At 67.6% G+C, this 11,085-nt stretch carries 9 protein-coding genes; 6 read left to right on the top strand and 3 right to left on the bottom strand.

Features of this window, described 5'->3' with window-relative positions; translation table 11 throughout:
- The first annotated feature begins 220 nt into the window (after positions 1 to 220).
- From KVT32_RS02370 to KVT32_RS02355, 4 genes are read left to right on the top strand one after another with little or no spacing between them, the layout of a single operon-like run.
- Positions 221 to 1,780, top strand: a complete 1,560-nt coding sequence (locus KVT32_RS02370; RefSeq protein WP_217617635.1) for an efflux transporter outer membrane subunit — start codon at positions 221 to 223, stop codon at positions 1,778 to 1,780.
- Positions 1,773 to 2,936 carry an HlyD family secretion protein gene (locus tag KVT32_RS02365; protein ID WP_217617634.1) on the top strand — a complete coding sequence of 388 codons (1,164 nt, stop codon included), beginning with the start codon at positions 1,773 to 1,775 and terminating at the stop codon, positions 2,934 to 2,936. Before KVT32_RS02370 ends, KVT32_RS02365 begins: the two co-directional genes overlap by 8 nt.
- Positions 2,926 to 4,002: a DUF2955 domain-containing protein gene (locus KVT32_RS02360; RefSeq protein ID WP_217617633.1), complete on the top strand. Its 1,077-nt coding sequence runs from the start codon at positions 2,926 to 2,928 to the stop codon at positions 4,000 to 4,002. Before KVT32_RS02365 ends, KVT32_RS02360 begins: the two co-directional genes overlap by 11 nt.
- 11 nt (positions 4,003 to 4,013) lie before the next feature.
- Entirely contained in the window at positions 4,014 to 4,496 is a 483-nt protein-coding gene (locus tag KVT32_RS02355) for a transporter suffix domain-containing protein (RefSeq protein ID WP_128828234.1), read from the top strand.
- Position 4,497: 1 nt separating this feature from the next.
- Here KVT32_RS02355 and KVT32_RS02350 read toward each other — a convergent pair whose 3' ends face one another.
- The gene (locus KVT32_RS02350) at positions 4,498 to 5,424 is read right to left on the bottom strand and encodes a LysR family transcriptional regulator (protein WP_152384600.1); all 927 of its coding nucleotides are present in this window, start codon (positions 5,422 to 5,424) and stop codon (positions 4,498 to 4,500) included.
- A gap of 114 nt (positions 5,425 to 5,538) precedes the next feature.
- Between KVT32_RS02350 and KVT32_RS02345 the strand changes: the two genes are divergently transcribed.
- Positions 5,539 to 6,960 carry a M20 family metallopeptidase gene (locus tag KVT32_RS02345; protein WP_217617632.1) on the top strand — a complete coding sequence of 474 codons (1,422 nt, stop codon included), beginning with the start codon at positions 5,539 to 5,541 and terminating at the stop codon, positions 6,958 to 6,960.
- 17 nt (positions 6,961 to 6,977) lie between these two features.
- Entirely contained in the window at positions 6,978 to 7,961 is a 984-nt protein-coding gene (locus tag KVT32_RS02340; RefSeq protein ID WP_056318309.1) for a tripartite tricarboxylate transporter substrate binding protein, read from the top strand.
- A 49-nt stretch (positions 7,962 to 8,010) separates the two neighbouring features.
- On the opposite strand, the gene KVT32_RS02335 is transcribed toward KVT32_RS02340, so the two are convergent.
- Complete coding sequence (locus KVT32_RS02335; RefSeq protein WP_254636721.1) at positions 8,011 to 8,532, bottom strand: YSC84-related protein; 522 nt, start codon at positions 8,530 to 8,532, stop codon at positions 8,011 to 8,013.
- A gap of 176 nt (positions 8,533 to 8,708) precedes the next feature.
- Entirely contained in the window at positions 8,709 to 11,084 is a 2,376-nt protein-coding gene (locus KVT32_RS02330) for a catalase (RefSeq protein ID WP_180098626.1), read from the bottom strand.
- Position 11,085: the final 1 nt, after the last annotated feature.

Below are 11,085 nucleotides of genomic sequence, written 5' to 3'. Positions count from 1 at the left end.
AAAATAAAAAGCTCAATAGAATCGTTTGGCACGCTGACGAAAGCCGCCTGATCCGGCCCCGGTGCACATTTGCGCCCCCGGAATGCGGCTTTCCGCCCGCGATGCCGGCGCGCACGCCTGACTAAGCGTCGCTGCCGGGCTTTCCGGCGTTCGCGGTGCGGGGCCCCAAAAGCGCCGACACCGGAACTCGCAGTTTGGTCTCTGACAGACATGGTGCCCAATGTGGCCGATGACTTGTTCGAATGGACTGCTGCTGATGGGCATGCTCAGCCTCGGCGGATGCGTGCAGGTGGGGCCCGACTTTGCGCCGCAGCGCGTCGACTGGTCCAGTCAGTGGGACACGCCGGCGCTGCGGCAGGCCACCGAATCCGGCACCCAGCCGGATGCGCGGCAATGGTGGCGCATTTTCAACGACCCCGTTCTTGAATCCCTGATTGCCCAAGCGGACGCGAACAATCCGGGCGTGCAGGTGGCCGGCCTGCAGATCATGGAAGCGCGCGCCCAGCTGGGCATCGCGCGCAGCGGCCTGTTTCCGCAGTCCCAGGTTGTGGGCGCGGACGCGCTGTACCAGCATCGCGCGTCGCGCTCGGCCGAGGGCAATCCCCGCCCAAGCAGTTTCTGGCAATACAGCGCGGGCTTCAACATCGGCTGGGAGCTGGATTTCTGGGGCCGGTTTTCCCGCGCCATCGAGTCCGCCGACGCGGCCTACTTCGCCGCCGAAGCCAATCGCGAAGACGTGCTGGTGCTGCTGCACGCGCAGGTCGCCGAAAGCTATTACGCGCTGCGCACGGCCGAGGCGCGGCTGCGCATTGCCCGCGACAATGCGGCGATCCAGAAGCGCAGCTACGAGATCACCGAACGCCTGTTCAAAAGCGGCGAGACCGACGAACTGGACCTGCAGCAGGCCCGCACGCAATACCTGGGCACGCTCAGCACCATCCCGGAATTCGAAAGCCAGATCGCGCGCACGCGCAATGCGCTGGCGGTGCTGGTCGGCAAGCCTCCTGGTCCGATGCCCGAATTGCCCGACCTGGCATCCAAAGAGGCCGTGATTCCGCTGATCGACAAAGCTGTCCTGCAGGACGTGCCCGCAAACCTGCTGCTGCGGCGCCCGGACATCCGCGCCGCCGAACTGCGTATCGCGGCGCAGTCCGCGCAGGTGGGGGTGGCCAAGGCGGAGCTCTACCCCTCGCTGACGCTGTTGGGCAGCATCGTCTGGACCGCCGCGTCGCTGGCCGGCACGTCGGGCGGCGCGGCGCTGCTTGCCGGTCCCAGCCTGAACTGGAACGTGTTCGACCACGGCCGGATCACCAACACGGTGCGCCTGCAGGACGCGCGCCTCCAGCAGCTTATCGTCATCTACCAGGACGCCGTGCGTCAGGCGGCGCGCGAAGCCGACGACGCGGCCACGGGGCTCATCAAGGCGCTGGAGCGGGACGGCATTCTTTATGACTCGGCGCTTGCGGCCAAGCGTTCGCTGACGCTGGCCAATGCGCTGTACCGCGAGGGATATTCCGATTTCCAGCGGGTACTGGACGCCCAGCGCGCGCTGGCGACCCAGCAGGACACCTATCTGGTGAACCGGGGCAACGCCGTGAGCGATCTGATCGCGCTGTACAAGGCGGTGGGCGGCGGCTGGTATAGCGGCCAGCCGGTGATCGATCCCGCCACACGGGACCAGATGCAGCAACGCACCAATTGGGGCGACCTGCTGACCGAAGCCGGGCGGCCCGCCCCCGCCTCCGCGATTTCCAAGACCACGAGGCGATCCGATGACTAGTCCCCGGTCCGCGCCGCCATCGGGCAGCGCAGCCAGCCCCGCGCCCGCCGCCAGCCCCCCGCCGCCCGCCGCACCGCCGCCCGCGCCGGATCCCGCCCGGAAAGGTATCCGATGGGTCGTCGTGGTGATCGTCCTCAGCCTGGTCTGGTATCTGCTGGCGGACCGCTATACGCCCTACACGCAGCAGGCGCGGGTAGAGGCTTTCGTGGTCCCGGTGGCGTCCGAAGTGGCGGGCCGGGTGATCCAGGTTCGCGTGCGCAACAACCAGGACGTCCAGGCGGGCGCCGTGCTGTTCGACGTCGACGCCGAACAGTACCGCATCGCCTTGGACCGCGCGCGGGCCGACCTGGACGCCACGCGCCGCCAGATCGGCGCCAGCACCGCCGGCATCGACTCGGCGCAAGCGTCATTGCGCGCGGCGCAAGCCAACGAGGTCCGCGCGCGACAGGACAGCACCCGCCTCGAGCGCCTGTACAGCGACGACCGGGGTACGGTCTCGCTGCGCCGCCTGGAGATCGCGCGGGCCAACCTGGCGCAGGCGGTCAGCCAGGTTGCGGCCGCGCGCGCCGAGGTGCAGCGGGCGCGCGAGCAGGAAGGCGGCAGCGAAGAAGACAACGCCAAGCTGCGCAGCGCAGCCGCCGCCGTCGCGAAGGCCGAGCTGGACCTGGCCAACACGCAGGTGCGCGCGCCCGCGGCCGGGCTGGTCACCGACCTGCGCACCGATGTGGGCCAGTTCGCGGCGGCGGGCAAGCCCGTCATGACGCTCATCGCCATCCATGACGTGTGGATCAACGCGGAAATGACCGAGAACAATCTGGGGCACGTCGACCCCGGCACGCCGGTGGCGATCATCCTGGACGCGCTGCCAGGCCAGATCTTAGAAGGCCGGGTGCGCAGCGTGGGCTATGGCGTGAGCGTCGGCACGCCCACGCAGCCCGGCAGCCTGCCCACGGTGCAGAACAGCCGCGACTGGCTGCGTCCGGCGCAGCGCTTCCCGGTGGCCATTGACCTCGATCCCGGGCAGCTCCCCTCCCTGCGCGGCATTCGCGTGGGCGGACAGGCGGAAGTGATGGCATTTCCCCATCCGGGCAATCCGCTCAATCCGCTGGGGCGCCTGTATTTGCGGCTGATGAGCTGGCTTTCCTATGCGTACTGACGACCGCACCGCTCCCCGCGACCCGCGCGGCCAGCGCGCCCTGCGACTGGGCGTGGGGACGGCGCTGTGCCTGGCGATCAGTTTCGGGCTGGACATGCCGATCCCGATGGTCGCGCCCGTGCTGGGCGTCTTCCTGCTGGCGCAGATGAACCGGCCGTTGTCCCTGAAGGCCGGCGTGGGCCTGGCGCTGGTGGCGGCGTTCACCACCGGCACGGGCCTCGTGCTCATCCCGTTGCTGCGCTATTACCCGGCCGCCGGTGTCCTGATCGTCGGCCTGTGCCTGTTCCTCGCGTTCCGTCATGGGCTGCGCGGGGGCAACAACCTGGTGTCGACCTTTCTCATCATCGGCCTGACCATGATTTCGGCGGCGGGCACCTTCGACTTCGGTCTGGCCGTGACGGTGATCGAGGCGCTGGTCAAAGGCCTGCTGCTCGCGGCGCTGATGCTGGGCGTCTGCCACGCGCTGTTCCCGGATCCGCCTGGCCTTCCGGCCCCGCCGCCCCCGCCCGTGCTATCTGCGGGCGAGGCCAACCGCATGGCCCTGCGCGCGGCCCTGGTGGTGCTGCCGGCTTTCCTGTTGGCAATGACCGATCCGCTGGGCTACATGCCCATCATCCTGAAGGCGGTCAGCTTGGGAAGGCAGAGCTGCGTCACGGCAGCGCACGGAGCGGCGCGCGAAATACTCGGTTCCACCCTGCTGGCCGGCGTGCTGGCCGTGGCGTTCTGGCTCGGACTCAGGCCGTTTCCCAGCCTGTGGATGTACTTCCTTTGGATGCTGCTGTTCGCGCTGGTGATCGCCCGCAAGCTGTATCGGCTGAGCCCCACGCCGCACGCCCCGAGCTTCTGGTTGAACACCCTGATCACGCTCGTCATCCTGCTTGGCCAGTCGGTCCAGGACAGCATTGCGGGCAATGATGTCTACACGGCCTTCGCCATTCGCATGGGTCTGTTCATCGCGGTCACGCTGTATGCGTGCCTGATGCTGCAGTTGCTTGAACCCCGGCCGCGCGGACCGGGCTTTTCCGCACGCCATCCGTTCTCACGCCTTAAAAGGAGTCCGCCATGAGTGTCCAAGACATGCCTACCCCCCCTGCGCCAGCGATGGGCTGGCGCTTCAAGTGCGGAATCGCCCTCTTCATCCTGGCTTTCGCGCTCTGGTTCCTTATCCCCATTGGCGCCGCGATGGACATCCCGGGGTCACGCATCGCGGCGTTGACGGGCGCCATCTTCATCGCCAACAAGGTGCTGCTCATCACTTGCATCGCCGTCATGGGCAAAGAGGGATTCCAGCAGCTCAAGGCCATCATCGGCGGTCACGCGAAGAAACTGGCGCCCGTGCAGAAGGTGGGGCCGGTGCGCCATGCGATCGGCATGGTGATGTTCATCCTGCCGCTGCTGACCTCGATGCTCGAGCCTTATGTCGACCAGATCTGGCCCGGCCTGCGCCCCCGGATATGGCAGGCGCAGCTGCTGGGCGACGTCATGCTGGTGGCCAGCTTCTTCGTTCTGGGCGGCGATTTCTGGAACAAGCTGCGGGCGTTGTTCGTGCGGTCGGTCTAGCTCACGCGTCGCCCTTGTCCGCATCCGGCGCGCGGGGCGTGGCGGTGAGCCGCTGCGCCATGAAATCCAGGAACTCCTTGGCCAGCGGCGGCAAGGTGCGCCCCTGCAGCGTCACCGCCTGAATGCTGCGCTGGCGCATCTCGGGGTTGCTGAAGGGCACCGCGGCCAGCGCGGCCCCCTGCGGGTCGCCCATCAGCGTCAGGTAGCCCGTCAGCGCCACGATGCGGCTGCCCGGCAGCATGGGCAGGAAGGCCGCCGAATTGTTCGATACGTAGGCCGGCTCGATGTGCAGCCCGGCGTTGGCGCAGGCGTTGTCGAATAACTGCCGGACGGTCGTGCCGGTATCGCCCACCGACACCGGCACCTCCGCCAGGTCACGAAGGCTGACCGTGCGGCGGCTGGCAAGCGGATGCCGCCGGCACATCACCGCGTACACCGGTGCCCGGGTCAGCAGCTCGGTCTTGAGTCGATCGTCCTGTGCCACCGTGTAGTGCAGCGCGATCTGGGACAGTCCCTCCAGAATCCGGCGAATCACCTCTTCCGGCCGATCCACCTGCAGATGAAAGCGCGCCTCGGGCCGCATCTGCTTGAAGTCGGCCATGCACATCGGCATGAAACGGTGCGCGAAGCCCTCGCTGCAGGCCAGCCGGATGGTGACGTCGCCCAGCGCACTGCGCCGCCGGATCTCGGTGGTGACGCGTTCGGCCTCCAGGGCGGCGGCCCGGGCGTAGGCGGCCAGTTGCAAGCCTGCCTCGCTGAGCTCCATGCCGCGCGCCTGACGCTCGAACAGCACGATGCCCAAGCTGTCCTCCAGCTTGGCGATCTGCCGGCTCACGGCGGACGCCGCCACGTGCAGGGCCGCCGCCGCGCCCGCGATCGATCCGCAGCGCGCGACTTCCAGGAAATATCTGAGGCCTAGGGAAATCATGGCGGGCTCCCAAAGACATGCCATTTAAGCAACGCAAAAGTGCGAAATATCTAATTGTGGCACGTTAAGAAGCGCAATAAATTTGTGCTTCCAACCCCCGCACCGAGAACCGCCATGACCCGCGAACAAGCCATTCTCCACGCCGTACAAGCGTATGACAGCGGCGTCCTTCTGGACACCCTGGCGCGCCGGGTCGCATTTGCGACCGAAAGCGAAGTGCCCACGCAGGCCGCGGCGCAGCATGCCTACCTGAAGGACGAACTGGTTCCGCGCCTGTCGGCGCTGGGCTTTTCCTGTGCGGTGCACGCAAACCCGGCCGGGGTGGACCTGCCGATCCTGGTGGCGCGCCGCATCGAAGCGGCCGAATTGCCCACGGTCCTCATGTATGGCCACGGCGACGTGGTGCGGGGCAACGCCGCCAAATGGGAATCCGGCCGCGACCCCTGGCAGCTCAAGGTCGAAGGCGACCGCTGGTACGGGCGCGGCACGGCCGACAACAAGGGTCAGCATTCGATCAACCTTGAAGCGCTGTCCCGCGTCATTGATGCGCGCGGCGGCGCGCTCGGTTTCAATACCATCTGGCTCATCGAAACCGGCGAGGAAGCCGGCTCGCCGGGCCTGTCCGACTTCTGTAAGACGCACCGCAATCTCCTGGCCGCCGACGTCTTCATCGCCAGCGACGGACCGCGCCTGAACGCCGCCCGGCCCACGCTGTTCATGGGCTCGCGCGGCGCGATCAATTTCGAACTCAGGGTGCGGTCACGGGACCGCGGCTACCACTCCGGCAACTGGGGCGGACTGCTCGCCAATCCGGCCATCCGCCTGTCGCACGCCATCAGCTCGCTCGTGGACGCCAACGGCCGCATCGCCGTCCCCGGGCTGCGTCCCCCGCCCATCCCCGCCGCGGTCGCCCAGGCCCTGGCCGACCTTGAAGTCGGCGGCGGGCAAGACGATCCGGCCATCAACACGTGGTGGGGCGAACCCGGCCTGACCTCGCCTGAAAAGGTGTTTGGCTGGAACAGCCTGGACGTGCTGACCTTCGGCGCGGGCGACCCGGCCAAGCCCGTGAACGCCATCCCCCCCGAAGCCGTGGCCTGGTGCCAGTTGCGCTTCGTGGTGGGCACCGACTGGCGCGGCCTGCAGGATCATGTGGCCGATCATCTGCGCCAGCTTGGCCTTGCCGACGTGGAAGTGCGCATCGGCATGCAGGCGGGCGCAACGCGCCTGTCGCCAGACACCCCGTGGGTACGCTGGGCCGCCGCCTCGCTGGAACACACCACCGGCAAGCGCCCGGCGCTCCTGCCCAACCTGGGCGGCTCCCTGCCCAACGACATCTTTGCCGACCAGCTTGGCCTGCCCACCCTGTGGGTCCCACATTCCTACCCCGCCTGCGCGCAGCACGCGCCCAACGAGCATCTGCTGGGCAGCGTCGCCCGGGAAGGCCTGGCCATCATGGCCGGCCTGTTCTGGGACCTGGGAACCCAGGGCGCCGACGTACTCGAACAAGCCTGCGCCCAATCGTCCACTTACGCCTGACAAGACCGAGCCCCGCCATGACCGCCAGATTTCGCACCGCCCTGTTGGCGTTGACCCTTGCCGCCACCGCCGCCCACGCCCAAGACGCCCACGCGGCCTATCCGGACCAGGCCATCAAGATCGTTGTCCCCTTCACACCCGGCGGCGCCACCGATGCGGTGGCGCGCCTGCTTGCCACCAAGCTGTCGGGGAAGTTCGGCCAGCCCGTCATCGTTGAAAACCGCCCCGGCGCCTCGACGCTCATCGGCGCCGAAGCGGTCGCCCGCGCCAAGCCGGACGGCTACACGTTGATGCTGTCGGGCAGCACAACCTACAGCGTCCTGCCGGCACTCAAGCCCGCGTTGCCCTACGATCCCGTGCGCAGCTTCGAGCACGTGGGCATCGTCGCGATGGCCCCCGTCGTGCTGCTGGCGCAGAATTCGCTGCCCGCGGCCACGCCTCACGAGGCGGCCGAACTCGCGCGCCAGCAGACTGCCAAGGGCGGCCTGATGTACGGCACGTTCGGACCGGGATCCGCCCCCCACCTGACGGGCGAAATGTTCGCCCAGGCAGCCGGCGCCAAAATGGTGCCGGTTCCCTACAAGGGAAGCGCGCAGCTCATCACCGCGCTGATCGGCGGCGAGATCGCCCTGGCCGTGGACACGGTGTCGGCGTCGGCGGCCCAGGCGCGCGCCGGCAAGGTCCGCGCGCTGGCCGTCACCGGCGATCAGCGCATGCCGCAATTGCCGGACGTGCCGACCTTCGCGGAAGCCGGCATGGCGGATGTGTCGTTCGTGGGCTGGTACGGCCTGGTTGCGCCGGCCCAGACGCCATCCACCGTCATGCACACGCTGAACCGGGCCATGACGGAAATCATGCACGACGAACAAGTGCGCAAGAGCGTATCGGACCTGTCGCTCAATCCCGTCTTCCTGCCCGGCCAGGCCTTCAGGGACCAGATCACGATCGAGATCGCCAGATTCAGCGCCGTCGCCCAGCGTGCAGGCATTACGCTTGAGTGACCGCAACACGGGACGCCCACCGGCGTCCCGCCTGCTTTGTGCCGCGTCATCAATCCGGCACCATGCTGCTGATCTTGGATCCTTCCAGCCCCATCCCCGCCATCAGGCCCTGCTCGCCAAACGGCACCGCGTACACGTCCTGCGTCAGGGTCGTGGTCGAGATGCTGGCAGCATAGCCCTGGTCGACCACGACCAGGCTCGGGCCCGCGCCCAGCGCCCAGCCGTCGCTCTGATTCAGATACGCCAGCGCGGGCTCGTTCATGAAGAACAGCGCGTACGAAAACTGTTGCGCGCCCGCCTGCAGTCCGAACGACAGCGCCGAGATCGAATAAAAGCCCTCGACCTGACCGCGCCGGATCAAGGCGCCCGAGCCGCGCTCGCCACCCACCAGGAAACCGCCCTTGATGATGTTGGGAAACACCAGTACCGCAACGGCTTTGTCGCCCAGTTGGCGGATGCGCGGGTCCTGCGTGTAAAGCTGCTCAAGCGCCGCCGTTGCGTCGGCGCCTATCTCCGACGCCGACGCCGCCCGCGCGGACGGGGAGACGCCGATCAGGGCGGAAAAAGACAAAAGGCTGGCACAAAGCCAGCCAACGAATTTCACAGGCAACACGGACGCTCGGTTCATACGGCCTCCCCGGTTAGACAGGGCGAGCGCCCGATGCGCTCGCCCGACCTGCCGGCTCAGTATTCGAGAGGCGTCCCGCGGGTGTCAATGGTCCTTGCTTACCCGTGCTGCCGCGCCCCTCATACCTTGGGCGGCGTCGTCTCCCGTTCCGGATGGCGATGTTTGCCCAAGGCGGCAATGAACGCTTGCGGATCCTCGCCGCCCAACAGCAGTCCGCCATCGTTCGGATCGGGGTCGATGCCCGCCGCGGCGTACACCTGAACGCCGTCGCCGACACCCATCAGCGTCTTGCCGTGGCGATAGGCGTCGCGCAGGAACTCCAGCGCCCGTCCGTCGGCCGCCAGGCGTTGCACGGCGTCGGCGCCACCGACAACCACCGCGCCGTCAAACACCACGGACGGATGGTTGTCCAGCGACGCATCCGCATCGAACGCACCGCCCTCGCCCGTCTGCATCGGACCAATGCGCTGGCCCACCAGCCGCACGACGGCGCCTGCCTGCATGAGCGCGTCGGCCACGGCGGACAGCGCCTTGCCGTCCACGCCTTCCGCCGCCAGGATGGCGACCTTGCGCGTCGCCACGCCGCCGTCGCCAGGGCGGGCGGTCAGCGACAGCGAGGGCGACACCTGCACTTCGGACTTGGGCGGATTCTTCGTCGCGCGCGGCAAGGGATCCGGCAAGGGCATGCCGATTTCATCGGCCACGCCCTGCGCCAGTTCGTCCGACACATTGCGCAGGGAAGCGACCATGCGCTCGCGGATCTGCGGCACCGTCACCTTGCTGAGCTCGAACGCGAAGGCGTCGATGATGTGCTTGCGTTCCCATGCGGTCTGGCTGTCGTAGAACAGCGTGGCCTGGTTGTAGTGCTCGGCAAATTTTTCCGGATGTCCGCGCAGTTCGTCGCTTGTCACCGGCTCCGGAAACGACACGAACCCGTCCATTCCCGCCTGGAACGGACAGCCGCCGGCAAGGGAATTGGGCTCGTAGGACACGCGGCCGCGATGAATGGTCTGGCGATGCATGCCGTCGCGCTGGTTGTTGTGCACCGGCGCCAGCGGCGCGTTGATGGGGATCTCGTGGAAGTTCGGGCCGCCCAGGCGCGAGATCTGCGTGTCAACGTAGGAATGGATGCGGCCAGCCAGCAGCGGGTCATTCGTGAAGTCCACGCCGGGGACCACGTGCGCGGCGCAGAAGGCCACCTGCTCGGTCTCGGCAAAGAAGTTGTCGGGGTTGCGATCCAGCACCATGCGGCCGATGGGCACGACCGGCACCAGTTCCTCGGGCACGATCTTGGTGGCGTCCAGCACGTCGAAGCTGAAGCCTTCGGCCTGGTCTTCCGTGAAGACCTGCACGCCCAGCTCCCATTGCGGACCATGACCCGCGTCGATGGCTTCCCAGAGGTCGCGGCGGTGATAGTCGGGGTCTGCGCCCGACACCTTGACCGCCTCGTTCCACACTTGCGAGTGCGTCCCCAGGATGGGATTCCAGTGGAATTTCACCAGGCGCGATTCACCCTGCGCGTTGACGAACCGGAACGTGTGCACGCCAAAGCCCTGCATCATCCGGTAGCTGCGCGGGATCGCGCGGTCCGACATCACCCACATCAGCATGTGGGTGGACTCGGGCATAAGCGACACAAAGTCCCAGAAGGTATCGTGCGCGGACGCGGCCTGCGGCATGCCATGGTGCGGCTCGGGCTTGACCGCGTGGACCAGGTCCGGGAATTTCATCGCATCCTGGATGAAGAACACCGGCATGTTGTTGCCCACCAGGTCCCAGTTGCCCTCGTCGGTATAGAACTTGACGGCAAAGCCACGCACGTCGCGCGCCGTGTCCTTGGATCCGCGCTCGCCCGCCACCGTCGAAAAGCGCACGAACACCGGCGTGCGCTTGCCGGCCTCGGCAAACAGCGACGCGGCGGTCAGGTCGGTCAGCGGCTTGTAGCACTCGAAGTAGCCGTGGGCCGCCGAGCCGCGGGCGTGCACGATGCGCTCGGGAATCCGCTCATGGTCGAAGTGCGTGATCTTCTCGCGAAGGATGAAATCCTTCAGCAGCGCCGGCCCGCGCAGGCCAGCCTTGAGCGAATGCTGGTTGTCGCTGACGCGAACGCCCTGATTGGTGGTCAGTTCCTGGCCGCCGCCGTCCGCGCGCACGCGCGGCAGTTGGCCGTCGACACGGTTCACGCCCGGGGTCGCGGCGTCGCCGGTCTTGTCCGACACTTCCTTTTCGGACAGCGAGCTTGCGCCGACGGCGGGGTCCACGGCGCCCACGTGCGCGCCGGCGTACGGGCAACGCGCGGCCTGCTCGCCGTACTCGGCTTCCTTGTTGGTGTTATGGGGCATGGCGCCCACGGTGGCGCCCACCGCTGCCGCGCGCTTGAGCGCGGGGTGGCTCGGCTTGCCGGCCGGTCCGCTTGCGGGACCGCTGTCGGTGTTCATGTAGGCGGTGTCCAGTGCACCGCCCTGGCCGGCCTTGGCTGGCTTTTTGCTTGCCATG

The organism is Achromobacter sp. GbtcB20 (assembly GCF_019091095.1).
Classification (GTDB): domain Bacteria; phylum Pseudomonadota; class Gammaproteobacteria; order Burkholderiales; family Burkholderiaceae_B; genus Achromobacter; species Achromobacter mucicolens.
The sequence above is the reverse complement of the archived record's forward strand: the minus strand, read 5'-3'. Positions and strand labels throughout refer to the sequence as shown.

Coding starts and splice junctions, on each gene's coding strand:
- KVT32_RS02370 (WP_217617635.1), top strand. CDS start 221: ATGTGGCCGATGACTTGTTCGAATGGACTGCTGCTGATGGGCATGCTC.
- KVT32_RS02365 (WP_217617634.1), top strand. CDS start 1,773: ATGACTAGTCCCCGGTCCGCGCCGCCATCGGGCAGCGCAGCCAGCCCC.
- KVT32_RS02360 (WP_217617633.1), top strand. CDS start 2,926: ATGCGTACTGACGACCGCACCGCTCCCCGCGACCCGCGCGGCCAGCGC.
- KVT32_RS02355 (WP_128828234.1), top strand. CDS start 4,014: ATGCCTACCCCCCCTGCGCCAGCGATGGGCTGGCGCTTCAAGTGCGGA.
- KVT32_RS02350 (WP_152384600.1), bottom strand. CDS start 5,424: ATGATTTCCCTAGGCCTCAGATATTTCCTGGAAGTCGCGCGCTGCGGA.
- KVT32_RS02345 (WP_217617632.1), top strand. CDS start 5,539: ATGACCCGCGAACAAGCCATTCTCCACGCCGTACAAGCGTATGACAGC.
- KVT32_RS02340 (WP_056318309.1), top strand. CDS start 6,978: ATGACCGCCAGATTTCGCACCGCCCTGTTGGCGTTGACCCTTGCCGCC.
- KVT32_RS02330 (WP_180098626.1), bottom strand. CDS start 11,084: ATGGCAAGCAAAAAGCCAGCCAAGGCCGGCCAGGGCGGTGCACTGGAC.